The 25,826-nt window shown below is 68.8% G+C and carries 26 protein-coding genes; 9 read left to right on the top strand and 17 right to left on the bottom strand.

Annotated elements, in window-relative coordinates; genetic code table 11:
• Positions 1 to 300: 300 nt before the first annotated feature.
• From ACN28F_RS16240 to ACN28F_RS16250, 3 genes are all read left to right on the top strand, one after another.
• Positions 301 to 984, top strand: a complete 684-nt coding sequence (locus ACN28F_RS16240; RefSeq protein WP_289208783.1) for a class I SAM-dependent methyltransferase — start codon at positions 301 to 303, stop codon at positions 982 to 984.
• A 10-nt stretch (positions 985 to 994) separates the two neighbouring features.
• Positions 995 to 1,795 carry an endonuclease/exonuclease/phosphatase family protein gene (locus tag ACN28F_RS16245; RefSeq protein WP_289208784.1) on the top strand — a complete coding sequence of 267 codons (801 nt, stop codon included), beginning with the start codon at positions 995 to 997 and terminating at the stop codon, positions 1,793 to 1,795.
• A gap of 64 nt (positions 1,796 to 1,859) precedes the next feature.
• Positions 1,860 to 2,591: a GNAT family N-acetyltransferase gene (locus ACN28F_RS16250; protein WP_289208785.1), complete on the top strand. Its 732-nt coding sequence runs from the start codon at positions 1,860 to 1,862 to the stop codon at positions 2,589 to 2,591.
• Here the strand turns inward: ACN28F_RS16250 and ACN28F_RS16255 are convergent, their stop codons facing one another.
• From ACN28F_RS16255 to ACN28F_RS16280, 6 genes are all read right to left on the bottom strand, one after another.
• A complete protein-coding gene (locus tag ACN28F_RS16255; RefSeq protein WP_421358510.1) occupies positions 2,592 to 4,016 on the bottom strand; it encodes an ATP-binding protein in 1,425 nt (474 codons plus the stop codon).
• 241 nt (positions 4,017 to 4,257) lie between these two features.
• Positions 4,258 to 4,698 carry a PIN domain-containing protein gene (locus tag ACN28F_RS16260; RefSeq protein ID WP_421358512.1) on the bottom strand — a complete coding sequence of 147 codons (441 nt, stop codon included), beginning with the start codon at positions 4,696 to 4,698 and terminating at the stop codon, positions 4,258 to 4,260.
• Complete coding sequence (locus ACN28F_RS16265) at positions 4,695 to 5,609, bottom strand: hypothetical protein (protein ID WP_421358514.1); 915 nt, start codon at positions 5,607 to 5,609, stop codon at positions 4,695 to 4,697. Before ACN28F_RS16265 ends, ACN28F_RS16260 begins: the two co-directional genes overlap by 4 nt.
• A 360-nt stretch (positions 5,610 to 5,969) precedes the next feature.
• On the bottom strand, positions 5,970 to 6,302 hold the full coding sequence (locus tag ACN28F_RS16270; protein ID WP_289208789.1) for a hypothetical protein: 333 nt from the start codon (positions 6,300 to 6,302) through the stop codon (positions 5,970 to 5,972).
• 5 nt (positions 6,303 to 6,307) lie between these two features.
• Entirely contained in the window at positions 6,308 to 6,544 is a 237-nt protein-coding gene (locus ACN28F_RS16275) for a hypothetical protein (protein ID WP_289208790.1), read from the bottom strand.
• Complete coding sequence (locus ACN28F_RS16280; RefSeq protein ID WP_289208791.1) at positions 6,541 to 6,903, bottom strand: hypothetical protein; 363 nt, start codon at positions 6,901 to 6,903, stop codon at positions 6,541 to 6,543. Before ACN28F_RS16280 ends, ACN28F_RS16275 begins: the two co-directional genes overlap by 4 nt.
• 322 nt (positions 6,904 to 7,225) lie before the next feature.
• Here ACN28F_RS16280 and ACN28F_RS16285 point away from each other — a divergent pair, with 322 nt between their 5' ends.
• From ACN28F_RS16285 to ACN28F_RS16300, 4 genes are all read left to right on the top strand, one after another.
• Positions 7,226 to 8,542 (top strand): helix-turn-helix transcriptional regulator, encoded by a 1,317-nt coding sequence (locus tag ACN28F_RS16285; RefSeq protein WP_289208792.1) that lies wholly within the window; start codon positions 7,226 to 7,228, stop codon positions 8,540 to 8,542.
• Positions 8,542 to 9,078: a GNAT family N-acetyltransferase gene (locus ACN28F_RS16290; protein ID WP_289208793.1), complete on the top strand. Its 537-nt coding sequence runs from the start codon at positions 8,542 to 8,544 to the stop codon at positions 9,076 to 9,078. The genes ACN28F_RS16285 and ACN28F_RS16290 overlap by 1 nt, the downstream gene beginning before the upstream one ends.
• 480 nt (positions 9,079 to 9,558) lie before the next feature.
• Complete coding sequence (locus ACN28F_RS16295) at positions 9,559 to 9,762, top strand: CopG family ribbon-helix-helix protein (RefSeq protein ID WP_421358517.1); 204 nt, start codon at positions 9,559 to 9,561, stop codon at positions 9,760 to 9,762.
• Complete coding sequence (locus tag ACN28F_RS16300) at positions 9,759 to 10,157, top strand: type II toxin-antitoxin system death-on-curing family toxin (RefSeq protein ID WP_289208795.1); 399 nt, start codon at positions 9,759 to 9,761, stop codon at positions 10,155 to 10,157. The genes ACN28F_RS16295 and ACN28F_RS16300 overlap by 4 nt, the downstream gene beginning before the upstream one ends.
• Here ACN28F_RS16300 and ACN28F_RS16305 read toward each other — a convergent pair.
• Together ACN28F_RS16305 and ACN28F_RS16310 are read right to left on the bottom strand one after the other, a co-directional pair.
• Positions 10,147 to 14,214 (bottom strand): trypsin-like peptidase domain-containing protein, encoded by a 4,068-nt coding sequence (locus ACN28F_RS16305; RefSeq protein ID WP_421358519.1) that lies wholly within the window; start codon positions 14,212 to 14,214, stop codon positions 10,147 to 10,149. The two genes, ACN28F_RS16300 and ACN28F_RS16305, sit on opposite strands and share 11 nt — an antisense overlap.
• Positions 14,215 to 14,231: 17 nt before the next feature.
• On the bottom strand, positions 14,232 to 14,561 hold the full coding sequence (locus tag ACN28F_RS16310; protein WP_289208797.1) for a CU044_2847 family protein: 330 nt from the start codon (positions 14,559 to 14,561) through the stop codon (positions 14,232 to 14,234).
• Positions 14,562 to 14,715: 154 nt separating this feature from the next.
• On the opposite strand from ACN28F_RS16310, the gene ACN28F_RS16315 reads away from it, so the two are divergent.
• Positions 14,716 to 15,627 carry a hypothetical protein gene (locus ACN28F_RS16315; protein ID WP_289208798.1) on the top strand — a complete coding sequence of 304 codons (912 nt, stop codon included), beginning with the start codon at positions 14,716 to 14,718 and terminating at the stop codon, positions 15,625 to 15,627.
• Complete coding sequence (locus ACN28F_RS16320) at positions 15,624 to 18,950, top strand: ATP-binding protein (protein WP_421358521.1); 3,327 nt, start codon at positions 15,624 to 15,626, stop codon at positions 18,948 to 18,950. The genes ACN28F_RS16315 and ACN28F_RS16320 overlap by 4 nt, the downstream gene beginning before the upstream one ends.
• 152 nt (positions 18,951 to 19,102) lie before the next feature.
• Here ACN28F_RS16320 and ACN28F_RS16325 read toward each other — a convergent pair whose 3' ends face one another.
• From ACN28F_RS16325 to ACN28F_RS16365, 9 genes are all read right to left on the bottom strand, one after another.
• Complete coding sequence (locus tag ACN28F_RS16325) at positions 19,103 to 20,110, bottom strand: trypsin-like serine peptidase (RefSeq protein ID WP_289208800.1); 1,008 nt, start codon at positions 20,108 to 20,110, stop codon at positions 19,103 to 19,105.
• A 349-nt stretch (positions 20,111 to 20,459) separates the two neighbouring features.
• Complete coding sequence (locus ACN28F_RS16330) at positions 20,460 to 20,960, bottom strand: VOC family protein (protein ID WP_289208801.1); 501 nt, start codon at positions 20,958 to 20,960, stop codon at positions 20,460 to 20,462.
• Between the two features lie 28 nt (positions 20,961 to 20,988).
• Positions 20,989 to 21,393: a hypothetical protein gene (locus tag ACN28F_RS16335; protein WP_421358524.1), complete on the bottom strand. Its 405-nt coding sequence runs from the start codon at positions 21,391 to 21,393 to the stop codon at positions 20,989 to 20,991.
• A 48-nt stretch (positions 21,394 to 21,441) separates the two neighbouring features.
• The gene (locus ACN28F_RS16340; RefSeq protein ID WP_289208803.1) at positions 21,442 to 21,855 is read right to left on the bottom strand and encodes an HPF/RaiA family ribosome-associated protein; all 414 of its coding nucleotides are present in this window, start codon (positions 21,853 to 21,855) and stop codon (positions 21,442 to 21,444) included.
• A gap of 226 nt (positions 21,856 to 22,081) precedes the next feature.
• Positions 22,082 to 22,915 carry a hypothetical protein gene (locus ACN28F_RS16345; protein ID WP_289208804.1) on the bottom strand — a complete coding sequence of 278 codons (834 nt, stop codon included), beginning with the start codon at positions 22,913 to 22,915 and terminating at the stop codon, positions 22,082 to 22,084.
• Entirely contained in the window at positions 22,912 to 23,439 is a 528-nt protein-coding gene (locus ACN28F_RS16350) for a hypothetical protein (RefSeq protein WP_421358526.1), read from the bottom strand. The genes ACN28F_RS16345 and ACN28F_RS16350 overlap by 4 nt, the downstream gene beginning before the upstream one ends.
• 36 nt (positions 23,440 to 23,475) lie before the next feature.
• On the bottom strand, positions 23,476 to 24,090 hold the full coding sequence (locus tag ACN28F_RS16355; RefSeq protein ID WP_421358528.1) for a hypothetical protein: 615 nt from the start codon (positions 24,088 to 24,090) through the stop codon (positions 23,476 to 23,478).
• A 16-nt stretch (positions 24,091 to 24,106) separates the two neighbouring features.
• Entirely contained in the window at positions 24,107 to 25,312 is a 1,206-nt protein-coding gene (locus tag ACN28F_RS16360; protein WP_421358530.1) for a hypothetical protein, read from the bottom strand.
• Entirely contained in the window at positions 25,312 to 25,815 is a 504-nt protein-coding gene (locus ACN28F_RS16365) for a hypothetical protein (protein ID WP_289208808.1), read from the bottom strand. The genes ACN28F_RS16360 and ACN28F_RS16365 overlap by 1 nt, the downstream gene beginning before the upstream one ends.
• Between the last annotated feature and the right edge of the window lie 11 nt (positions 25,816 to 25,826).

The following is a 25,826-nucleotide window of genomic DNA, read 5'->3' on the forward strand; positions in this document are numbered from 1 at the left end:
CCCCGATGTGGCCGTGCACAGAGGCTAACAGCGACACCAGCCCAAAGCAAGCATGTAAATACGTTGAGCCACCGGACAGCAGTTCACCAGGTGATTCAATCTGAACTTATGGTCATTCATCCTGAGAATCGATGCTAAGCCGCAGGACCGACTATTACGGAACGTCCCATACACAACAACGACGCGCGGCCATCTTTACCCGCCAAGTAGCCGATGTCAGTCGCAAGACCGGCATCGGTAATATTGTAGGGACAAGACGGTTGTCTACCGTAAGTCGGATTCTGCCCGGGAGGGGAGCAGTTGACCACCGAACGCATCCCCGACCAGCAGCCACTATGGGATGCCTGGCATGCCTCGGGCAGGTCCACCGGGCGGTACGCCGGCCATCAGCGGCTGCGACAGACCTTCACCGAGCGAATGACCCGGCTGCCGGCCGCGCGACGGGTACTCGACGTCGGCTGCGGACAGGGCCACGACATGCTGGCCATGGCGGCGGCCGGCTGGCACGTGACCGGCGTCGATCTCTCGCCGGAAGCGATCCGGTTGGCGCGGGCCCGCGTACCTGAGCAGTCAGGCCAGCCGGACGCGGCGGCGACCGAACTCCACGTACACGACATCGCTGCGGGCCTCCCGTTCGCCACCGGCCGCTTCGACGGGGTCTACTCGCACCTCGCGCTGCACTACTTCACCGAGCGGACCACCCAGCACGTGTTCGATGAGATCGGCAGGGTGCTGCGGCCCGACGGCGTCCTGGCCTTCTGCGTCAAGTCGACCGCCGACCCCAACTACGGCAAGGGCGAGCAGTTCGGTCCTCGGATCTTCAGCGTCGACGGCCATGTCCGGCATTTCTTCGACGAGGAGTACACCCGTAAGTTGCTCACCGGCTGGCGCATCGAGATGCTGGACCACTACGACGGCAGGTTCGAGTCCGGCCGGTCCAGTGCTTTCATAGGTGTCGTCGCGACACGGGCCGACGCCGGTTGACGCCAGCGCGATGCGGATCGTCAGTGTGAACACCTGGGGCGGGGCATTGGCCGACGAACTGCTGCCCTGGCTGGCCGACTGCGCGGCGGACGTCGCCTGCCTGCAGGAGGTGACCCGGACGCCGGGCCTGACCGGCTGGACCCGTTTCGACGACGGCGACCGCGCCCTGCCGCAGCGCGCGAACCTGTTCGACGACGTGCGCGCCGTACTGCCCCGCCACCAGGCGTTCTTCCTGACCAGTGACTCCGGGCCGGTGACCGACGGGACGGGTGCCCGGCACCGGCAGGACTTCGGCGTGGCGACGATGACCGCCGAGCGGCTGCCCGTCGTCGGTGTCGACTCCGCCTTCGTGCACGGGGAGTTCATCGCCCATGGCAAGTGGACCGTCGCGGACCGTCCACGGGTGGCGCTCGCTGTCGGGACAGTCGGCCGCGCCGACGGTCGGCGGGTCTGGGTGGTGCAGGTGCACGGGCTACGTGATCCGGCGGGCAAGGCGGACACCCCGGCACGTCGGGCCCAGGCGGTACGGCTGGCCGAGCTGGTCCAGCGGGTACGCGACCCGAACGATCTGGTGGTGGTGTGCGGAGACTTCAACCTGCTGCCCGACAGCGCGACGTTCGACGTACTGGGTGATATCGGACTGACCGAGCTGGTCGGCGCGGCGGACACCCGTACGTCGCATTATCCGAAGCCGGTCCGGCACGCGAGCTATCTGCTCGTCTCCGACGTCGCCGCCGTCGAACGGTTCGAAATCGTGCGTCAGCCGGAAGTCTCCGACCACCGCGCCCTGCTCCTCGACCTGCGGGGCTGACCTCGTCGGACGCCGGCTGTTCCCGCCCCGGTATGACCGCCCTGACGGTGGGTACCCATCGGTCATGGTAGGCACCTCCAATACCCTGTCGCGGTCCCGCGCCGAGGTGACGAGGTCGGGTCGCAGCGAAGCCGCCGTGCGGCCGGCCGGGTACGCCGATCTGCCCGTCACGGCCCGTACGCATGTGGAGTTCCTGCCGGTCGGGCTGTTTCCGTCGCTCGGGGCAGGCTTCGTCCGCCGCTGGCACCGCACCTACCTCGACTCCCGGCACGGTGTCGGCTACGTGGTCACCGACCCGACGACACCACACGGTGACGTTGTCGGATTCCTGCTGGGCACCACCGACCAGGCCGCGCACATGGCGGCACTGTTCGCCGATCGGCGGGCGCTGGCCGCACTGTCGGTAGCCGGTGCTGGTGCCTTGGTCCGCCGCCCACGGCTGGCCAGTCAGCTGGCTTCCCGGGCCGTTCCCTGGGCCCGCCAGATCGCGCAGCGCCGGTCCGGCCAGCCGGCTCCAGCAGCCGGGCCGGCCGACAATCCGCAGGTCGCGGTAATGGTCGCGGTGGCGGTGCAGCCGCAGTGGCGGGGCAGCGGAATCGGGGCGGAACTCGTCCGCCGGTTCGTCGAGGACGCCCGGCGCGCCGGGGCGGCGGAGGCCGAGCTGGTCACCCCGGTCGGGTCGGCCGGGGCGACGGGCTTCTACGAACGGCTCGGCTGGGAGCTCGGGCCGTGCTGGCACACCCGCGACGGTGACCAGCTTCAGGCGTACCGTCAGCGCCTTGACGCCGACAACTGATCAGCCGCCGGCCGGTTGCCAGGCGGCGAGCAGGTCGATGGGCTGGTAGAGCACGTCGAGCCCACGGCAGGACGCGCCGCTGCGGGAGACGGCGACGGTCGGCACCGGCTCGTCGGTCAGTGCTGCCCGGTGCCGGAACAGCGCGGACAGGTCGTGCCCGTCGAACGGCGCCTGGTCATGCCATTTGATCGAGCCGACGAAGTACAACTCGCGGGCGATCGGTGCCCGGTCGGCACCGACGATGTCGATCTCGACGTCGTTCGATCTGGTCCAGTACGCCCCGATGGCGGGTGCCGCCGGCAGCGAGTCGTCGGGCAGCAGCCGGGCGAGTGCGTCGCGGATCAGCGGCTCGACCGCCCGGCCCCGCCAGCTCGGGAAGCTCGTCCGGATGCGAGTCAGGGTCAGGTCACCCCGGCCGCGTTCGATTTCCGGCATCGCGGCGGCGAGAAACCGCAGCCAGAAGCGCAGGTACGGGTCGACGATCCGGTAGCGGCGGTCCTTCGACGGGCGGGTGGACAGCGGTAGTTCACCGGTGACGAGCCGCTTGACCTGCAGGGTTTCCAGGGATCGGTGCAGCGACGTAGCTGACATTTCGCCGGCCGTACGGGCGATGTTGGTGAACGTCCGCTCGCCGGAGCCGATCGCGGTCAGCACCTTGCGGGCCTGGAGCTGGGCGGGGAACTCGGCGGCGAGTGACCGTTCCGCGGAGACCAGCAGCGCCGATGTCGGGTCGGCCAGCGCCGCGCCGAGGAAGTCCCAGAGGCTGGCGCCGGGCGGCCATTCGGCGGCGACCAGCGGCAGCCCACCGGTGATCAGGGCGGCGTCGATCGCGTCGGCGGGTGGCAGGTCGAGCATGGTGGCAAGGTCGGCCGGGTTGAGCGGGCCGAGCACCATCTCGCGGCCACGCTGGTGGAACGGCCGACGGTAGTCGTTGAGCGCCTCCATCATCGCCAGGTCGGAGCCGATGAGGACGAGCAGCACCGGCTTGCGGGACAGCAGCCGGTCCCAGGCCCGCTGCAGGATGCCTTCGAACTGCTGCTCGGGATCCATCAGATAGGGCACTTCGTCGAGGACGACGACGCTGGGAGTGTCGTCGGGTAGCGCCGCTGCCAGCAGCCGGAACGTGGCGTCCCAGTCCGACGGGTTGGCGGCGGCGATCAGGTCCCGGCCGGGCAGGGTGGATTCGGCTGCGTCGGCGACGAGTTGCCGCAGCTCGGTGGCGGTGCCGGCACCGGCGGCGGTGAAGTAGAGGTACGGCACCTGCGCGTCGTCGACGAACCGCTCGACCAGGCGGGACTTGCCGACCCGCCGCCGCCCTCGGATGAGCAGGCAGCGGCCGGGCCGGTCGTCCCGGGCCGAGGCGATGCGGTCCAGCTCGGCGGCGAGGGTGCCGAGTTCCCGGGTACGCCCGACGAAGCCCGCCACGCTAACTCCCATGTTAGTAACACTGATGTTAGTAACATCCAGGCTAGCTCAAACGTGAGGTGATGCGCCACCACCGCGAGGACTGCAATATTCGGCTCAGCTACTGCAAAACTTGCCTGTACGACTAATATTGCAGAAGGCAGCGAAATTTCGCAGCAGGGAGCGGTGGCTAAAACGAACAAGTCTCACAGTCCTTGCTGACCCTGCCACACCCCACACAGACCGTCCGGAGATTGCGACCTCACAAATCAGGGTGAATGAGTCTCAGGTCAGGGAAAGATTTCGAGATCGTCCCGAAGTCGCTCAGGTTGTTCGTGGCGACCGGCAGTTGCGGACGAAGCGCCAGGGCACACGCAGCGGTCCAAAGGTCGTTCGTGCCGCCCTTCTGTAGATGCCCGGAGAGCTTCGCGTGCATCTCTGCCCAAAGCTCTACGACCTGGTAGGTGTAGGGAACCACGACAAAGGACTTGAGCCGGCTGCGCAGGTCCTCTATGCGACGAGCACCCCACCGTCGACGGTGGGCGTTGGCGAGCAGCTCACCGTACGTAGCGAAACTCACGGCTTGCTCGTGACCTGCAGTGAGGCTAATGAACGCCCTGCCATGATCGGCCCCCATCAGCCAATAGCTCACAACGTCCGTGTCAATGAGCAGTGGCCCATTGGGGACGTCCTCCGGCCTCATTCGGCGAGAGCCGCGAGGAATGCGGCTCGCTCATCGTCCGTCAAATCGGTCATCCCTAGCTCGGCCGCGTTGACCCAGCCGTCCGTTCCTTGTGCTGTCTGGAGTCCAGCAAAGGTCTGGGGCTCCCAGAACGAGTCAACGTCAAGCTCCAGTTGGGTGCTTCGGGAGACTGCGCGCAGGTCGACGCTGGTAGCCTGCGCTGTCCGAGGGTGGTAACGCACGTAGCCCTCAAGATTCGCGCGGGAGCGCAGTGCCTCCTGAATCTGGTCAGCAAGCTCGGAGGAGAAGTTGACTGCTACAGCGTCGCCGCTGGCAAGACGCAACCGAGCGGTGTGGCTTTCGAAATCTGCCTCGAAAAGCACCCCGGTCAGGGTCTCATCCCTGCTCGTGGGCACCCGGTCACCGATGCGCTGCAGGCGTTCCCGAACTGCAGCATCGATAGTCGCTTGGCGTGAAGCCTGTCCCGTCGACATCGGGGAGTCATCGATCAAGGTCATCGCTGTGTTTCGGTCGCCGATCCCTAGATCTGCGGCTAACCGAGCGACCGCGGCGGCCAGCTCCGCGTCTGTTTCCGGGCCACCGCCGGTGATCACGGCTAGCAGCCGATCAAAAGCAAGAGAACTCAGGTCCGCGACGGAGATAGGCAGCTCGTCGTCGTTTGGCTCTGCCGCTTCCGGCAAGGCGAAGACTCCGACAAAGCTTCCGCTCTGGATATCTACCATGCGGAGTCGCGCCGCGCTTTCGATAGCCTGGACGTGCCGACCGGTCCCACGCCGGGCCTTTCCGAGGACCAAGTACGCCGCGTGGGCTATGGCACGTTCAAGACCAAGAATCATGCGGGCGACGTCGGCCGCCGCGACGCGGCCGGGCTGGGCGTTGACGCCTTCCAGCTTCGCCCGGACGATCCTCATGAGCCGCGACTCCTACATCTGATCCCTGTCGTCGAGGACCTGGTGCCTCGCCATGCAGTCTAGAAGGAACCACGCAGGGTCGTGGTCCCCTGACCGGCCGACGACAGACCTTGATTCGCCGGTCGGCTGGGGCAGCCGCCACAGGGCGGCAGGTGACTCGACCGGCCGGCGCTGGTTCGTCACCGTCGACGATCTGACGCTGCGGCGGCACTCGGATCACGAGCCGCCGCTGGCGGCGTACCGCCGGTTAGAGACCCGCGCTCGGCGCGGCGGGTGACTTGCGCGTGGGGGGTGGCAGATGCTGCGTGACTATCTGGAGCCGATGACCGGCGACGGCGCTGCCGGTTGAGACCGGCCGACTCATCTGACGGTTCGTCGGGCCTGTTCGGCTCGCCACAGCAGTTCGCCCTGCTCGGCGGCTGCCTCGTTGGCGGCGATCCATTCGTCGATCTCGGCCCGGTGGTCGGCGTAGTAGCGCAGCGCGACGTCGACGCTGTGCCGGGTCAGCCCGGTGCTGGCCATCATCTCGGTGACCAGCTCGTCGCCGTCCAGCTCCGGGGATGCGGCCTTGATGGCGTGCCGCGCGGCGATGACCTCCCACACGTCGGGGCCGCCGGCCAGCGCGGCCCGCTGCCCGGCCGGCCCGTCGCGCACCAGGATGCCGGGGTACGTCGCGCCGTCGTACAAGCTCATGGGAGCTACTCCTCCTCGTCGGTAGGAAGTGCGGGTCCGTCGTCGGTGACTCCGTCGGGGAGCCGGCCGGCGGCGGCAAGCCGCTCGTACGCCCAGCGCCAGTCGTCGCAGCGGCTCCGCAGGCAGGACACGCAGACCTTGAGCGTCGGCGAGTCGGTATGGGCGGCCAGCATGTCCCGGTAGACGGCGACGAGGTCTTCACGGACCGGCACCGCCTCCCCGACGGACGGCCCGCTGCTCACCGTGCGCCCGCGTAGTAGTGGTGCTGGCCGTTGGCCTGCCGCTGCGGGTCGAACCGGGCCTCGAACTGCTCGGTCTGCCATTCGCGCAGCGCGTTGCGCACCCGGTCGGCTTCGGTCCAGGCCATCCGCAGCTCACGGCGCAGCTCGTCGACCTCGTCGGCGACCCGTTCCAGGTAGCCGTACACCTCGTCCGGGTCGAGGCCGCCGCGCCAGCGGCGCGGCAGGAACCGCATGGCGCGCACCGCCGGCCCGGTCAGCCGCGATCGCCGTACGCCGTTGCGTCCGCTGTTGCTCTGGTAGTCGCCGCCGGTCGCCGCCGTCAGCCGGTGCCGTACGGTCGCCGCGTTGCGCCTGAACACGTCGTGCCTCCTTGGGGGAAAGAATCGTGGAGAGGCGCCGGGGCGGGCGGGATCACGCCAACCGAGTTTGCAGACCTGGGAGCCGCGTTGCCGGGCACCCGCCCCGGGCCGTGCCACCACAATGCCGGGCGCACGCGGCTCGCCGGCAGATGCATTTCTGTAGCATTCCTGGTGCACTTCTGTTGCATCGCTCGCTGACCTGCGAAAACAGGTGTACGTCAACCTACCCGCATCGCCGTGGAATTTCCACGCCAAGTCCAGCGGAAGAGTTATCCACAGCCCATTGCATTGATCTTGTAAATCTGTGTGTACTACGTGCACCGTGGACATTGGTCCGACGCGACGGGAGGGCGTCCAGGTGACGGCACGGCGGCACGACCTGGTCAGGCAGCGCAGGACGGCAGGCTTCAGCCAGGAAGGACTGGCCAGGCTCCTACAGGTCGATCGCACGACGATCGCCCGGTGGGAGCGCGGTGACACAGATCCACACCCAGCGGTACGGGCACGACTCGCCGAAGCCCTTGACCTGCCAATTGATCAGCTCGACGCACTGTTCAGCGCCGAGCCGACGAATCTCGCTCTGGACAGCACCGATTCCGGCGGTACGGTGGCATTTGGGGATACCGATGGAGGTGATCTTGTGAACCGCCGTGCTTTCGCGATCAATACTGCTCTCGCCGGCCTCGGCATCGCCACACCGCTGCGCGACTGGATCACATCGCCGCAGGTGCCGCAGCACCTCGGCATGGAGCACATGCAGCAGGTCTCCGAGACGATCCTGGCCTTCCGGCGTGCCGACGCGGCGGTCGGCGGCGACAGCCTGTGCGACGTCGCTATCGCCATGCACCGCCGCCTCACCCGCTGGGAGCGCGAGGCGAGCTACAGCCGCCAGGTCGGCGAGGCCCTGCAGGACTGCCTCGGTGATCTGGAGGTCCAGACCGGCTGGCTCGCCCTGGATGCCGAGCGACGTCAGGAGTCCCGCCACTACCTGCACGAAGCCTTTGTCCGCGCCCGGCTCCGCGACGATCCTCGACTTGAGGTGCGTGCGCTGCAGCAGCTCTCGATGCTGGTGCGGGATGCCAATCCATCGGAGTCGTTGCGCTTCGCTGACGCGGCCCAGCGGATCGCCGCACCCTGGGCCACGCCTCGCTTGAAGACCCTGCTTCACCTGCGCGCGACGCTGGCCCACGCCAAGGCCGGCGACGCATCCGGCTTCGGACGCGAGCTGGTCAAGGCCAAGACCCAGTTCGACCGAGGGACGGCAGTCGATGACCCGCCATATCTCCAGTTCGTCAACACGTTGGAGATGACTGGTATCGAGGGCGCCGGTCATCTCGCCCTCAACCGACCAGACCGTGCATCCAGCCTCTTCGCTGAAGGTCTCGTGGATCCCGATCCCCTCTTCCGACGGAACCTCGTCCTTACCAGGGTTGACGTCGCAGATGCCCTGTACCAGCAGGGCGATTACGTCGAAGCCGGCAGAGTTGCGAACGACGTCGTGCCTGCCGTCGCCTCGATTGAATCTCGGCGGACGCGGAAGCGACTGGCGTCCCTGCGTGCCGACCTCGGGCAGACGGCTCCACACGTGCCGGCGGCTCGTGACTTCATCGAGGCGTACGACGCCGCAAAGGTCGCCTGATGGCGGTCGACGGTCTCAAGCTCGACGTCTACGACGCCGACCAAGCGAAGGCGATCCTCGACGACCTGGTCGGCGTCTACATCGAGATCTACGACGAGCCAGCCGACGCGTTCCACGGCGAGGACCGCTACCGCAGGCAGATCAACGGTCACATGACGCTGCCCGGCTGGAAGCTCGTCACCGGCAGGGTCGGCAACGAACTCGTCGGCTACGCCTACGGCTTTCCGCTCTCATCGGACCGCTGGTGGACCGGGCTGCTCACGCCCGTACCGGACGGCTTCACCTCAGAGGACGGGCGGCGCACCTTCGCGATCAGCGAGCTCATGGTCCGTAAGTCCTGGCGGCGACAGGGCGTTGCACGCGCACTGCACGACGAGTTGCTCGGCAACCGGGAAGAGTCGAGAGCCACCCTGCTCGCCGATCCGAAGAACGCCCCGGCGCAGGCCGCGTACGCCTCCTGGGGCTGGCGCACCGTCGCCCAGCTCCGACCGGGTTGGGAGAACTCCCCCATCTACGACGTCCTCATCCGCCCGTAGCGCGAGTAGGCCGCCCCACCACGACCGTCTGCTCACTCTCGGGCAGAACGCTGCCGACCAAGTGCGATCAGGGTGATCAGCACGGCTGCCGTGCCGCCGAATACGACGCCGACCCAGCCCGGAAGGTCGGCCAGTCTGCCAACCGCGTACCCCAGGCCGGCACCAGTCAGACCGGACAGCGCGACCGCCGACCAGCCCACCGCGTTCAACTGGACCCGACGGACCGGACGTGATGCACGTCGGCGAGCCCTCCACCGCGACGTAGGGCGATACTCGCTGTATCGACGTCGCATGAAGACCTCAACAGCGGTGCGTGAGAAGCGGTCATCGGTCTCGCCCATCCTGACATGGCAGTCCAGGGTCGGCGAGGTGAGGCCTACGCACCCTAAAACGGACTCGTGAGGTATCTGAGCCTCACCTCGACGAAGACACGTACCGGCTGCGGGTCCAAGTGGCGCTTGAGAGTCGTATGGTTTTCCTATGGTTACCACAGTCAACCTGCCGGACGATCTGCACGCGAGGCTCAAGCAGATCGCTGAGACCGAGCACCGGTCGGCCAACGCCACCATCGTCGTCGCCATCGAGGAGTACGTCGCGAGGCACAGCAAGCGGTCCAAGGTGCGTGGGTTGGCCGCAGATGTGGCCGAGCGCCACCGCGAGCTGCTCGACCGACTGACCCAGTGACCGCCTACCTCGACGTCGAAGACCTGCTGGAGATCGGCTCGATCGTCTTCGGCACGCCAGCCAAGGTCCGCGACTACGGACTGCTCGCCTCCGCCGCCGCCCGACCGAGCACGATCGTCTTCGGGCAGGAGGCCTACCCCGACCTCGCAGGAAAAGCAGCCAGCCTGCTGCACTCGATCTGCGGCAACCACGCACTCGTCGACGGCGACAAACGCCTGGCGTGGGCCGCCGCACTGGTCTTCATCAACCTCGACACCGGGACGCCGATCCCGGACGTCGACGTCGACCGCGCCGAGGCATTCATGCTCGCAGTTGCCGACGGCAGCCTGCACGAGGTCGACGCGATCGCAGCGGAGCTGCGACGGCTTGGGGTCCTCGACACACTCAGCTCGTGATCGTGAGCGCCAGCAGGCCCTGGTCCAGCCCGATCAGTAGCGTGTCGTCGACGGTGCAGCATGCCAACGCCGGATGGAGCACCGGAATCGTGCGTACCGCGCGAGCGGTCGGTACGTCCCAGACCCGGACGGTGCGGTCGTGGCTGGTCGAGGCGAGCAGGTCACGCCCACCCACCCGGACCAGACTCAGCCCGGTCACCGGCCCCGTGTGCCCGGTCAGCCAGTGGATCGGCTGACCCCGCTCGGCGTCCCACAACCGGATCGTGTGGTCCGCGCTGGCCGATGCCAGCGCCGGACGGCCGGCGACCACGAGCCCGCAGAGTGCGTTCACCGCGTCCTGATGCCCCTGCTGCGACCAGAGCTGCGTGCCGTCGGTGTCCCAGAGCATGATGGTGCCGCTCTTGTCTGCGGAGGCGAGCAGCTCGCCGGCCGGCCCGGCGACCGTGGCCAGCGTCGTCACCCAGGCCAGGGTCACGTGCCCGAGCAACACCCGGCGCACCTCGCCCGAGTACGGACGCCACAGCCGGACAGTCTGGTCGTCGCCGGCAGAGGCCACCAACAGCTCCGCGTCGTGCTGCACCGGGCAGACGGCGGCGACGCGCTCGTAGTGGCCGTTCATCTCCCCCTGCAGTGTCCCGTCCCACGCGTCCCACAGCTTGACGACTCGATCGTCGCCAGCGGTCAGGATGCGCGGCTCCTCCTCGTCGGGTACGACACACAGCGCATTGACCGGGCCGTCCGACGCGCGGAACTCGCGCTGTTGGGCACCGGTGACCGCATCCCAGATCCGTACCTGCCCGTCCAATCCGGCGGATGCGACCAGCCGGCCCTCGGCGCCCGGCACCGGGCACACCGCGGTCACCGCCCCGATCCGGTCGTGCTCGGCGACCGCCCCCGGCGGTCCGCCGCCCGGATCCCACAGTCGCACGGTCCCATCGTCGCCGGCGGTGGCGAGCATCCGGTTGTTCGCCGTCGGCAGCTCGCAGACCGCTCGGATCCAGCTGGCATGCCCGCGTAAGCTCGGTCGGGGAATCCAGGTCTGCTGCGGGGCGCCGGTCGGCACCTCCCACATCCGGATCAGTCCGTCCTCACCAGTCGAGACCAGCAGGCAGCCGTCGCTGACATCTACTGTGCACAGATCGGTCAGCGGGCCTCCGGTTCGCAGAACCTGGACGCATGCCCCGGTCACGGGATCCCAGATCCGCACTGTGCCGTCGTAGCCGGCCGAGGCGAGCAGGGTACGGCCGGGGGTACGCACCGCGTACAGAGTGTTGACCCAGCCGAGGTGACCGGTGAGGACTTCAATCGGCTCCCCACCGGTCGCTGGGTCCCACAGCCGCACCGTGCCGTCGTAGCCGGTGGAGGCGAGCAACTGTCGGTCCCCGACGGGCACGTGGGTCACCGCCGTCACCCAACCGGTGTGCCCGCTCAGCACATGGCCTGGTCTGCCCGTGTCCGGATCCCACAACCGCACCGTCCGGTCGTCACCGGCGGAGGCGAGCAGGTCACCGTCGGGCATTGGGATCGCGCAGATGTTGCGTACCCAGTCGCCGTGGCCACGCAGCTCGTGCCGGCGGTGCCCGGCACGCGGATCCCACAGCCCGATGGTGCCGTCGTGACTGGCCGTGGCGAGCAGCACCTCACCGGTGGCGAGGCGCACCGCGCAGACGCTGTGGATCGTGTCGTCGTGGCCGGTGAACGCCTGCTCGGCCTGGTTGGTCAGCGGGTCCCAGAGTCGCACTGTGCCGTCGTCGCCGGCCGAGGCGAGCAGCCGACGCCCGTCGATGACGATCGCCGCGACGTCGTAGACGGCCTCGGAGTGTCCGTCGAGGATGCTGCGTTCCTGCCGGGGCGGGGTGTGCGCCCAGCCTGCCCGGTACGGGGCGGCCGCCGCCGTGATCCCGTTGTCCAGGCCGTCGAGCCGGTCGACGACGGAGAACAACGCGGCCCGCTCAGCCGGCGCGGCTGCCACCGCCAGCGGGGTCCGTTGCAGGAGCCGGGCACGGGTGACGGCGAGTGGCGCCTCGGCCGCGTCCGCCACCGTGAGCAACCGGTCCAGGTGGGCGTGCAGCAGATAGTCGTCGTCGGTGAGCAGGTCGTCGACCGCGCCGGCGCCGGCCGCGTGCTGCGGCAGCGACCGCAGCAGGTAGTCGAACGCGGTGGCCCATCCGGTAGCTCGCGCGGCGGCGGTCCAGATCGCCAGCAGCCGGGCGTGGTCGTCACGCCGCGAGGCCTGCGCGTCCCGATCGGCCAGCAGCGCGTCGTTGAGCGCCTGGTGGAACAGCCGGTACACGGGCTGAGCGCCGCCGCCGGTTTCGACGAGGAAGTTCGCCGCCGAGGTACGCGCGAAATCGGCGAGTTCCGGCTCGGTGACCGCCCCGCCGAGGGCTTCGATCGCGGACTGCCACAACGTCAGTGGCAGTCCCGGCGTCTCGGCGTACGCCAGGGCGGTCAGCGCCAGCCGGGCCGATGTCCGGCCGGCGGTCGGCAGCCCGGCCAGATAGGTGTCCAGGGCGTGCGCCACGGTAGCGGTGAACGACACCTCGTCCGGGTCGATCGCGGTGTTGTCGCGCAGTGCGTGAGCGCGGGCGACCAGGCCGGCGACCAGGAAGTTTCCCTTGGCGAGGGCGGCGATGCGGCGGGCGAGCGGCGCGGCGACGGGCGAATCGGCGTACGGGTTGCCTGGTCGTTCGGCACCGATCAGTTGCAGCGTCGCCTGGGCGTAGTCGGCCAGGTCGGATTCGGCGAAGTACTCCGGCGCGTCCAGGTCGACGAGTTCCGCGTTGCCGCCGAAGCGGCTGATCAGGTCACCGTGGTCGTCAGAGCGCCGGGTGCCGATCACGATGCGCAGGCCGCGAGGTCCACAGTCACGGGCCAGGGGCATCAGGACGTCGTCGATGACCATGCGGGCCTGCGCCGGGTCGGTAGCCTCGTCGAGTGCGTCGATGACCAGGGTGAACCGGGCCGGCCGGTGGGCCAGCTGATCGCGTACCACAGGCATCAGATCAGCTGGTACGCCTGGCAGCTCGACGGCGACGGCACGGGCGATCTCGGCGGCGACTTCGAGAGCGGTCTTGCCCTTCACGTGCACCGCGCATGAGACCGCACCGACCGGAGCTCGGACGGCCACGTCGGTGTCGGCCAGCTCCCGGCTGATCTGCTGGTCGGCGGTGGTGACGATCCGCCCGAGTACGGCTGACTTGCCGACTCCCGGTGACCCGGTGACGATCAACGGCCGGCTGACCGGTTCGGCGCTGTCGATCCAGTCGACGATGCGGTGCAGGGCGGCGGCCCGGCCGCGGAACCGCGCGCCGCCCTCGGTGTCGACCGCGACCCCGCGCGCCCTGGGCAGCCAGTGCCGGCCTGCCTCGCCGTCGGTGGCCAGGGCCCATCCCCAGGCGGCGAGGGCGGCGTCGTCCGCGTCGGCGGCCCGCCAGGCGGACAGAGTCGCCAGCTTCATGTCCGGTAGCTGCTGGTCGGCGTAGTGCAGGGTCACGGCCTGGCCGCCGCCCTGGGCGTCGGCGGTGACGACGACGCCGACCACCGCCTGGTACTCGGATGACCAGACCGCACCGCCGCTGAACCCTTTGCTCAGCTGGGTGGCCGGCGAGGTGTGGATCATGACGCGGCCCCACCCACCAGGCTGGCCGACACTACCTTCGGCATGGCAGCCGCCGACCACGTGCGTCGGGAACCCGTACGTCCAGTAAGGACTTCCCGCCAGCGGCTTGGCGGGCAGACAACGAAGTCGGGCCGGGGTCACCGATGCCGGTACCGGCTCCACGAGTTCAAGCATGACCAGGTCGACCTTGGCATCCCGCATTCCGTCGTGCAGGCAGCTGCCGATCCGGCGGCGGTCGAACCAGGTGACCTTCTCGGCCAGTGGAAACGAGATCCAGAGGTCGTCGTGCAGCTGCCCGTCGTTGCCGAACGCGACATGGTGGCAGGTCAGCACCAGGTTGCTCTCCACAACGACGCCGGTACCGACGGGGGTGTCCTGGTGCTGCCCACGGTGCAGGGCGACCAGCCAGGAGCAGTCGTCGGGTCCTGCGGTCACCAGCCGATCCGTCCCGGTCAGCGCCGCATCGTGGTGCCGGCGTCCGGCGGCCCACCCGGATACCAGCTGAGGGTGACTTCGAAATTCCCTTCAGCCGCTGCCTTGGCGACCACCCAGTTGGTCGTGCCGGTCGCCTTGATGCCGAACTTCACCTCGACGGCATCCGGAGAGACAGCTTTGACCTGGTCCAACAACACGCTGGCGGCGGCGATGGCAGGTGCGGCGGACTCCCGTACCCAGCCAACGACGTCGCCGACCCCGGCCGGCTGAAAACCCACCGGCGGATCGATCTCGACCATCGCTACCGTCTTGTCGTCGACCTGGTAGCGGACCACTTCGGACTGCACCGCACACCTCCGCTGCCCGACAGAAACGGGCATAAGTCCGCAGCCCGCGCTTTGCGGGCCGCCACCCGGGTTGCACCGACCAGCCATGCTGCCTCTCACCGACGAGATTTGGCAACGGTTCTATTCATGATCACTTTCCGGCCACTGCGAACAGGTGTTTCAGGCGACCTCCTGCCCTGCGACATTGAAGATCCACTCATGGCGGAGTGTCAGCTATCTGCACCGGCCGGACGGACCTTGCGCCGGTCCGGCGGTATCGGCAGAATCGGCCAGTGCCCAGGCCACCCCCGGCCCGACACCTCATCTTCCCGGCCACCCCGAGCTATTGATCATCGCCATGTCGATGCGACCGCTCACGCCCCTTGAGGAGCACCGCATGTCGGAGAAGGAACTCACCCTCGTCGAGCGGTGCGTACTCATCAACCTGATGGTCAAGGCCGCTCCGCTGCAGCAGAGCTACCTCATCAACGTCGCGGGCGTCACCGGGCTCAAGGCGACCCATCGCCGCGCCCTGGAAGCCCTTGGGCTGATCGAGGTGACGGAGAAGCCGATCACCCTGCACCTGACCGACAGCGGGTGGGAGGCGGCCAAGGCGGAGTTGAGCAAGGACGAGCCACCGAAGGGTGCCGGTACCGCCGGTGCGACGCTCTACACGGTGCTCGACTTCGTTCGCCGGCTGATCGACCACTCGGGCGTACGAGCGGACGACCTGTTCCGGATGCAGTTCAAGCCCAACGAGATCGCCTCCACCATCGACCCGGCAGAGCCGGTCGCGTCTCCGGCCAGCGGCAGCGAAGCGAGCCAGGTCGACGTGGCCACGCGGATCCGGCGGGCGTACCACGAGCTTGTCGACCAGCCCGGCGACTACGTCATGCTGGCCGCGCTGCGGGCCGCGCTCGCCGATCTGCCGGGCGATGATCTCGACGCCGCGCTGATCAAGCTCAACCAGGACCCCGACGTTGACCTGATCCCGGAATCCAACCAGAAGTCACTCACGCCACAGAACCGTGCTGCAGCAGTAAGCATCGGCAACCAGGACAAGCACCTCATCGCCATCTCGTCATGATCACGGAACAGGAACGGCGCGCCCTCGCCGCGCTCCGGTTCAACTGGGCGCCCACCCCGGACGATGTCTGGAAGCCAGCCCCGTTTCACGTCGACGGGCTGCACCACGAAATCGTCCAGCTGGTGATGGAGAGCTTTGCCGAAGCCCACCACACGATCGACTCCAGCCCGGTGGGACTGGCGATCCTGGGGCAGCGCGGCACCGGCAAGACGCACCTGCTCGGCGAGGTGCGCCACCGCGTGCAAGGAGCCGGAGGCTTCTTTTTCCTGGTAAGCCTGCTGGAGGCTAGCGCCTTCTGGCGCAGCGCGGCGCTGTCGATGATAGATGGTTTTGCTCGGCCGCTGCCCGACGGTACGACCCAGGTACGCGGCTTCCTTCTCCGGCTGGCAGACAAGATCAAGGCGCCGAGAGCCGTCCGCCGGGCCATCACCGGCGATAGTGAACTCACCCGGCATGCCCTTGACGCCTTCGTCGATCAGATTCGCAAGGCCGACCGTCATATCGGCACTGAGTGCCAGGACACGGCACGGGCGCTGGTCCTGTTCGGCTCAGACATCGGCACTGCGCAGGATGTCGGCCACGACTTCCTCTGCTCGAACGACGAGGAGGAAGTCGGCGCTCGGACCGACTGGGGTATGCGGCGCCACCGGCGGGCGCCACAGGAAGTGGTTCGCGACACGTCCCGACTGTTGGCGATGGTTGGTCCGACAGTCGTCGCGGTCGATCAGATCGATCTGCTCGTCGCGCAGTCGGTCAAGTCGACCAGCCTCGAGACCCGTGGTGAGGTCGACTGGCAGGCTTCGCTGCTCTTGGAGCAGGCGGCAACCGGGTTGATGTCACTACGGGAAACAATGCGTCGCTCACTGTCAATTGTCTCCTGCCTGCCGCACACCTGGCAGAGCATCAAGGAGCAGGCCACCGACACCGTGCAGGACCGGTTCCGGGAGGCGGTGCGGCTCAAGGAGATCCCGTCGCCGGAGATCGGCCGAGAGTTGGTGGAGAAGCGGTTCGGCCTGGTCTTCGACGAGCTGGGCTTCACCCCGCCGTACCCGACGTGGCCGATTCATCCGTCCGCCTTCACTGAGGTCGTCCAGTTCACGCCGCGCGAACTGCTCCGTCGGATCGACACCCACGTGCGCTCCTGTCTGGCCGACGGGCAGGTGCGCGAGCTTACCCATCTGCTGCATGCGCGGTCCGGAGACAACGGCCCGGCCAAGAGGTCCGATGCCGTTCCCACACCCGATCGGTCCGACAAGTCCGAGGTGCGGGACGACACGCAGCCGGTGCCGGCCGAGTCCGACGAGCTCGCCAAGATCGACATCAGCTACGCCGAGTTGATCGAGTCAGCCGAGACCGTGAGCGCGGTGCAGCAGTCCAGCGAGGACCTGAGGGTGCCGGCGCTGCTACAGGCCGGGTTGACCGCGTGGATCGCCGCCCAGGGCGGATCGGCCGATGAGTTCAGCCTCGACCCGCTACCGTTCAGCGGCAAACCGGCCCTGCACGCCCGGTTGCGGCGGACGCTCGACGAGGAGACCGAGGACGAAGAGCACTGGTCGTTCCGGGCCGTCTGCGCCCCGCACCACATCGCGGCGCTCAACCGGATCCGCAACGCCATGACCACCGCCGGGTTGACCGAAGGGGTCACCAAGCGGCGACTCTTCCTGCTCCGCAGCGCGGGCTGGTCCGCCGGTGCACGTACCCGGGAACTGCTCGACGCGTTCACCAGAGCCGGCGGGCGGACGCTTCCCTTCCCCACCGCGGACATCAGGCGCCTTGCCGCCCTGGAACAGCTGATCCAGCAGTACGGATTGGAACGACTACGGCCTTGGTTCGCCTCCCGGCAGCCGGCCTCCACCGTCGCTTTCCTGCGCGACGCGCTCGATGGCGGCGCCGACGCCAACAGGGAAAGCCATGCCGACAGTCACGACACGACGGCACCAACCGAGCCCGATCCGGCCATGCAACCGGTCGGCCCGCCGGTGCGGGCGGTCGGTCGGGCCTCCGTATCGGTGCGGCCGGCGGCTAGCGAGAACTCGTCCACTGGTCGCGGGGGGCCCGCCGAGAAGCCGGCGACGCTGGCCGGGATCGACCCGCCCCAGTTGACGATCGGGTCCGTCGCCGGCCGGGCGGACCCGGTCAAGATGGACTTGGAGTCGATGCGTCGGCATACGGTGATATTCGCTGGCTCGGGATCCGGCAAGACGGTGCTGATCCGCCGGCTTGTCGAGGAGTGCGCGCTGCGGGGCGTGTCCGCGATCGTGCTTGACCCGAACAACGACCTCGCCCGGCTTGGCGATGCCTGGCCGGAGCCGCCGACCGGCTGGGGTCCGGAGGATCCCGATCGGGCTGCTGCCTACCTCGCCGGCACCGATGTGGTCGTCTGGACGCCGGGGCGTCGTGCTGGTCGCCCGCTGAGTTTTCAACCGTTGCCGAACTTCGGTGACGTGCTCGACGACCCCGACGGGTTCCGCGCCGCCGTCGACTCAGCCGTCGCCACGCTCGCGCCACATGCCCGGGTCGACGGCGGCACCGACAAGGCGAGGCTGGGGCGAGCCGTGCTGCGCGAGGCACTGATTGGTTACGCCCGCAACGGTGGCAGCGACCTGCAGGCGTTCACCGATCTGTTGAACGACCTACCGGACGGGGTCAGCCAGCTCGACAGCGCACCGAAGCTGGCAGCAGGCATGGCGCAACTACTCAAGGCAGCGTTGATCGATGATCCGCTGTTCGGCGGTGACGGCACTCCCGTCGACCCGGGCACCTTACTCACGCCGCCGCCGGGGCGACACGCCCGCATCTCGGTGATCAGCTTCGTCGGACTGCCACACGACCACCAGCGCCAGAGCTTCGTCAACCAGTTGCAGCTCGCCCTGTTCACGTGGATCAAGCGAAATCCGGCCGGCGACCGACCACTCGGCGGACTGTTCGTGATGGATGAGGCCCAGACCCTCGCTCCATCCGGCTCGGTCACAGCCTGCACCCAGAGCACCCTCGCGTTGACGTCGCAGGCCCGTAAGTACGGGCTCGGTCTGGTCTTCGCGACCCAGGCCCCGAAGGCGCTGCACAATCAGATCCCCGGCAACGCTGCCACCCAGTTCTTCGGCCTGTTGACCGCACCGGTGCAGATCGAGGCGGCCCGAGACGTCGCGCGGGCCAAGGGTGCCGACATCCCTGACGTCGGCAAGATGGCTACCGGACAGTTCTACGCAGCGGTGGAGGGCGCGCGGTTCGTCAAGCTACAGGCACCGATGTGCCTGAGCCACCACCCACGCAGCCCGTTGACGACCGAGGAGGTCGTGCAACGGGCCGCTGTCCACCGGTGACCATATCGGTGACGATGACATTGGTTCGCGGCGCGAGACAGGTCACGCCAATCAGCGAATTGGCAGCCACCGACGGACTCACGGCGGAGGTAGCCCCGGCCATATCGGCCGAGGCTACCTTTGGACGGGACGGATCAGGTGGACGGGACGGATCAGGCCGGAGAGATGCCTTCGGCGAAGTCGTACAGGCTCTTGATGTCGTTGTCGAAGTACGGGCCGTCGAATTGACCGTTGCCCGGGTTGTCACCGTGGCTGACCACGCTGTTGATGTACCCGTAGCCGGTCGTGTCGTTGTATTCCTGCAGCCAGGGTCCGCCGCTGGAACCGTACGTCATGTTGCAGTACATCCGGATCTGCTGGCCGCCGGGGTTCCACGTGGTGCCCTGGCAGTAGTACTGACTCTCGCCGCCACCCAGGTTGGACGGGTAACCGAGAGCGGTGACATAGACGCTGTAGCTGTAGTTCCAGCGCAGCCCGTGGCCGCCGACGGTGTCGACGACCTTGGCACCGTAGATGCCGCCGTTGTTCATGATGGCGATACCCATGTCCTCGGCGTAGCTGCCGCTGTTGATCCAGGCGGTACGGGTGTTGAGGCTGGACGCCACGAAGGTGCCGAACGGGCGCGAGCCGTTGCGGTAGCGCGGGACGAACTGCCAGTTGCTGTACCACTGTCCGCCGGGGCCCTGGTGGACGCAGTGCCCGGCGGTCATGACCAGCCGGCGCTTGCCGCTGGCGACCGTGCTGGCCGAGCAGGAGGCGGTGCCACCCGTGGGGGTGGTGAAGTAGACCTTGCCGACGGCGAGCGACTCGTTGACCATCAGTCCGACGTCACCGCGGCTGCCGAGGCTCGGAGCCAGCGGCGCCACCGCGCCCGCCGGCCCGTTGGGCTTGGCGTCGGCGATCGACGCTCCGGCGCCCTTCGCCGACCCGGCGAAGGTCATGTCGACCGCGGACGCCATCCGCTCCTCGGTCCAGAATTCGCTGACCTCCTTCGCGATCTTCGCGTTGGTGATCGCCCGTCCATCGAGAGTACGGGCGACGGTGGATGTGTTGCCGTTCACGTCGATCGGTGCGGGCTTCGCCTGAGCGGCGGGTGCGCCGGTCAGAACGAGGGTGAGCGACAGTCCGACCAATGCGGACCAACGCAGGGTTGATTTCAACAGGACCTCCCTTGTCCTTGGTGCCCGTCTGGGCCTTCCGCAGCATATTTATATGCCTCCATTGATCACAATGCCGAAAACCTTGACGGATCATGGACACATTCAGGGAGAAGCGCTTTCACCAGCGACTACACAATTGTCGATCACCACTCGTTGCCCACATTCGAATCGCGCTGACTTGAAGAAGTCAGAACATCGACATGATAAAAGCAGAATCGACAATGCGAATCACGTGAAACGTGATGGATGGCGGCGAGTTGCGCGCCCTGCGCCTACGTCGTACCGGTTTGGTCTGCGACGCCCCGACGACGGACCCGCCGGCTACGCGTCGACGACCGGGGCCCGCCGGCTACGCGTCGACCGGGCCGAGGGTGACCGTGCCGTCCGCCGCGACCTGCCAGCCCGGGTTGTACGCGACCTCCCAGACCGTGCCGTTCGGGTCGGCGAAGTGCCCGTGGTAGCCACCGAACGCCGCCTGCCGACCGGTCTTGCGGATCGTCCCACCGGCCGCCACCGCCTCGGTCAGCACCTGGTCGACCTCCGCCGGCGAGGCGACGTTGTACGCCAGGGTGAAGCCGGCCGGCGTCACCGCTGCCTCGACCCCCGCAGACGGCGCATCGACCGTCGGAGACGGCACAACCGGGACGTCGGCCGGCACCGTCGGATCCATGTCGCGGCCGAACGCCGTCGCCTCGAAGAAGCCGAGGATCATGCCGGGACCGATCTGAAAGAAGATGATCTCCCCTGGTACGTCGAGCGTCGGCCGCCAGCCCAGACCGTCCCGGTAGAAGCGACGGGCCGCGGCGAGATCGGCAGTGGCCACCGTGATGAAGTGCACCTGCTGCCGCACGCCGCGGCCTCCTTTCGCCTGCGCTTGCTCAGTCCCAGGTCACCGACCAGATCGTCATGCCGTCCGGCACCGCTGGGACGTCGACGTACTCGTCGACCAACCCGTCGATGATGCCACTGGACTCCAGCCCGTCCAGCCACGACTCGCAGGTCGCCTCGTCAGCGGAGGTGCAGATGGCGACCGCCTCGCCCAGCACCTCGTCGGTCTCGAGCGTCTCCGGATGCAGTTGCACCCGCACCCATGCCACGTCGTCGCGCTGCTCGATCTCCCGGAACCGTTCGGCCAGTTCCGCCAGCGGCGGACGGCCGTACTCCCACTGGTTGGGGGCGATCGCCCCCTCCTCGTCGTTGCCGTGGAAGAATTCCCCGATGGTCACCAGCGGCAGGGCGTCGTCGTCCCCGGACCGCCGCACCAGCTCTGCAATCGAGATCACGATGCGCAGTCTGCCACCGGCGTCCGGCCGCCCGCCGCCCCGGTTCGATCAGTCCGCGCGGTCCGCCACGGCGGCGGGGTCGAGCAGATCCGGGTCGAGCAGATCCGGACCGGTTTCCCGCAGGTGCCGGTTGTTGCGCGGCTCCTGTCGGGTCTTCGTGTCGTTGAGCCGCCGGCGCAGATCGTCGCGTACGTCGTGCAGCGCCGCCCGCAGGTCCTCCTCCGTCGACGTCGTGACGATCTTCGGCCAGCCGGCGATCCAGCACTCCAAGGTGACCTTCTGACCGCGCGACTCGCGGTCCTTCACCGACAGCTCCAGCTCGGTGCTGTCGGCCGGGAACGCCGCGAGCCGACTGTCGACGGCCGCGAACTCGCTGACGATCCATCCCCGGTCGCGCTGGCCGAAGCCCGCACCCAGACGCAGGCACACCTCGACGGTCGCCGGCTCGGTCGGGGTGCTCATCGGCGCGCTCATCGGCCTGCCCCCGACCGGGTGCCGGCGCTCGCGCGGAGTGGAGTGTGGTTCGGCATCACGTGACCCTTCGTCCGGACGGTGCCGACGATGCGCCGACGCCCGTCGTGGTTCGTCGTGGGTCAGCTCCATACCCGGCCCGGTGCCGGTGGGAAACCCTGGGCCGCCGAGCATTCGCGTCGTCAGCCGTACGGCCGCCTGCCGCGCCGTCGGCCGGTCAGCCGTACGGCATGCCGAGCTGTTGTCGGACGGCCGCCAGCTGGGCGTTGGCGTCCGCGACGACGTCGCCGGCCTCGGCCCTGGCCGCTGCCAACCCTTCGTGGTCGTCGCCGAACCGCTGCGGCGCCTGGGCCATCACCTCGTGCACCAGCTGGACGCCCCGGTCGACGTGCCCCACGATCAGGTAGAGCCGAGCCAGGTACAACGCCTCGAACGTCAACCGGGGGTCGTCCCAGCCCGGCCGGCGTCGGGCGCGGCGCAGCAGCTGCTGCTGCTTCTCGACCGCCTCGAACCCCAGCCCGCGGCGGACCAGCTGCTCCGCCCGCTGGCCCAGCACCCGCAGATCGTGTTCGACGTCGCGGGGTGCGGCGACGGCGGCACCGACCACCAGCACCGCGGCGAGGATCGCGACGTACACCCCGACGCCCGGGCCGATGTCCAGGGTGGCCCCGTCCGGCCCGGCCACGTCACCGATCTCCGCCTGGTTCAGCATCGCCCAGCTGAGCGCCAGGAGCCCGGCACCGGCCAGGGTCACCTGTTGCCAACGCCGGGCCCGACCCAGCGCGTACCAGACGGCGAGGGCCACGGCGACGGCACCGGCCAGCAGGGTCACGAACGCGTCCCCGCCGGCCAGGCCCGCGCGCGAGCCGAGCGCCGACCCGGTCCCGGTCGCGGCGGCGCCGTACGTCACCGCGTCGGCGTCGGGACCGCCGACCCACGGCAGCACCGAGCCGAGCAGCAGCAACAGCCCACCGGCTGCGGCCAGCCCGGCGGTGAGCAGGCCGCGCAGCGACGTCCGGAGCCGGGAGACCAACTGCAGCAGTACGGTCACGACGGCAACCTCACCAGGTCGGCGGTGGCGGTGAGCTCGGTGACGTAGCAGACCACCGGCACCAGCAGCAGGGCCGCCGGCATCAGGATCAGCCGGGCGGGCAACCGCAGCGCGGTCGGCTGCAGCCGGGCGGCGAGCACCGCCAGGCTGCCCGGCACCAGGAGCAGCAACGTCACCAGCGACAGCAGATAGCGGGCCGGACTGTCGCCCGGGGCCGGAAACAGCGGTGCCAGCACCGACTCCGTGGCCAGCCAGGCCGTACCCCGGGTCAGCCCGGACAGCACGGCACCCAGGACGACCACCGGCAGCACCAGCAGCAGCAGGTTCCACAGCCAGCCGGTACCGACACCGGCGGCCGGTCCCCGGCCCGGCCGCCGGACGGGGACGGGGTTGGCCTCCCGTTCCCGCAGCTGGCGTTCCTGCTCGCGCCGGTAGGTCTCCTGCTCGGCGCCGCTCACCCCACCCCACCGGGCGCTGCTCAGCTCGGCATCACTCAGCGACTGCAGCGGCTTGTCCGGATCCACCGGGTCCCACCTCCATCCGGTCAGGACGTCGTGTCGTCACATGCTTGCGCGGCGGGTGGCGCGTTGGCGCAGCACCACCGTCATGAGGCACACCAGCAGGCCGGCCACCGAGGTGAGCAGGCCGCCGGCGAAGACCCGGCCGTCGGCAGCCGTCGGCAGCGGACCGACCGCCAGCCCGGCGACACCGGGACCGGTGTACGCCTCAGCGTCGACGAGCGTGATCTGGTACTCGCCGGGGGTCAGGGTCATCTCCCCGACGCCCCAGCCCTGCAGTTGCGCCGACTCGGTGGTCACCCGGTGGTCGTTGCCGAAGGTCGGCCCGACCGGCACCGGATCGCCGTCGGGTCCGGTCACCCGGACGTCGACCAGCCGGATCTGCGCCGAGTCGAGCAGCCGCCGTACGGTCTCCGGACGCTCACCGCCGACGGTGGTCTCCAGCCAGACGCCGTACCCGCCGGCCTCGGTGACCTGCACGACGACCGGTTCGGCGAGGGCGGCACGCTGCAGCGTCTCGGCGGCGTCGTCGCGCTGCGACTGCAGGGTGTAGCCGTACCCGAACAGGCCAACGAAGCCCGCCACCCACAGTCCCAGCCCGACGACGTACCACCAGCGGGACGGACCGAGCCGGAGAAAGTAGCCGCGCGGGTTCACCGCGGTGCCCCGTCGGTCACGGCTGCCACCCGATGATCTGGTCGCCGACCCGGCCGGCGCCCGGGGCCACCTGGGCGAGGGGTGCCGGCTCGCCGCCGTCGATCGGCAGCAGGCTGAACTGGGTCACGTCGAGGTCGTCGACCACGCCACTGGCCAGCAGCACCTGGGTCGCGTCGGGGCTCAACGCGGCCTGCCGGATCGCCGGGCGCCGAGGCCCGTCGGAGTCGGTGATCAACGCCTGCTCGGTCAACGCCGACCCGGCGATCGTCAGGGCGTAGACCTGGTCCTGGGCGTACGCCAGCAGCGTCTGCTCGTCGACCCAGCTGACCAGCGTGTAACCGGGCGAGGCGAAGCGGGGCGCGTCGGAGATCTGGTACGGGTCACCGATCTGGGCGCCGGCACCGGCCAGGACGTACTTGGCACCGACCGTCCCGGTGTCGTCGACGACCATCACCTTGCCGTCGTCGTACGTCGGCACCGCGACGGCGGAGTCCGGGAAGTAGAATGGTTGGCCGACGACGGTCCTGGGCAGCTTCTCCTGGGTCGCCGCCTCGTGCCGGCGGTCCTGCCCGTCGAGGCCCACCGACATGAGCCGCCGCTGCCGGTCCTGATACTGCCAGTACCAGAGCCGGGCGGTCGCGTGGTGCACGGCGGGGTGGGACTGGACCGCCTTGTCCGGGTCGGTCGCGCCGTATCCGGACAGGTCGGTGAAGGTGCCGTCGATGGCGAGCAGCCCCACCCGGGTGGTGAAGCCGATCGGCTCGGCCGCTTCCTTGCGGATCACGACCAGCTGCCGGTAGTCCGGAGTGAAGTCCTCCCGTCGGAGCTGGCTGCTCGCCACGTCCTGGACCGGGTTGTCGGCGTACACCTTGGGGGTGAAGCGCCAGTTCTCGGTCACCGTGCCGTCGTCACCGACACTGTAGAGGACGAACTCCTCCTCGGTGAGGGTCTGCACCACGATCGCGCCGGGCGCGACGGTGTCGCGGGCCGCAGCCCCGCCGCCCTCGGTGAACGACACCGGCTCCGGGTCGGCGGACGGGCTCGTGACGGCCGCTGCCGACGGATCCGCCCCGTCCGACGCTTCGGACGCGGCGGTGACCGGGGCCGCCTCGTCGGTCGGGTCGCCGCCGCAGCCGGTGACCAGGAGCAACGCGCCGACGGCGAACAGGGCCGCCGCTTGGAAGGATCGGGTCGGGCCGGTGGATCGGGTCGGGCCACCCATCAGCAGACCCGGCCGCCATCGTCCTGACCGGACGGGCTGTCGTTCACCAGATCCAGGGCGGTCGTCGGTTCGGGATTCGGTACGTCCTCGCGCCCTTCTGGAGTGACCGGTCCAGCGTTTCCCATGGCGTGCGAAACGTAGAAGTCGTCGCCGTCCCATTCGAGCCACAGGTAGCACCTGGTGAACGCCATGTCGGCCTGGACCTTCCACTGGCCGTCCACGTCCACCGGCTCACCGAGCCCGGCGTACCCGGCGTCGGTCAGCGCCTGCAGGAACTCGTCCCGCTCGGCCTCACTGTTGGCGCCACCTGCTCCGATGATGCCGCAGCCGGCGATCGGAACAGCAAGGACAAATGACGCCAGCGCGTACGCTATCTTTCTTTTCTGCATTTTATCGAGATCCCCACCGAACGGTTGGCGTGCGTCGCGGTACGTTTCCTTGGTCGCCGGAACGTCACCGTATCCCGCCCCCGCAAGACCACTCGACCGGCCAGTGATCCACATCACACAGAGTG

Source organism: Solwaraspora sp. WMMA2101, from assembly GCF_049179175.1.
Taxonomy (GTDB): domain Bacteria; phylum Actinomycetota; class Actinomycetes; order Mycobacteriales; family Micromonosporaceae; genus Micromonospora_E.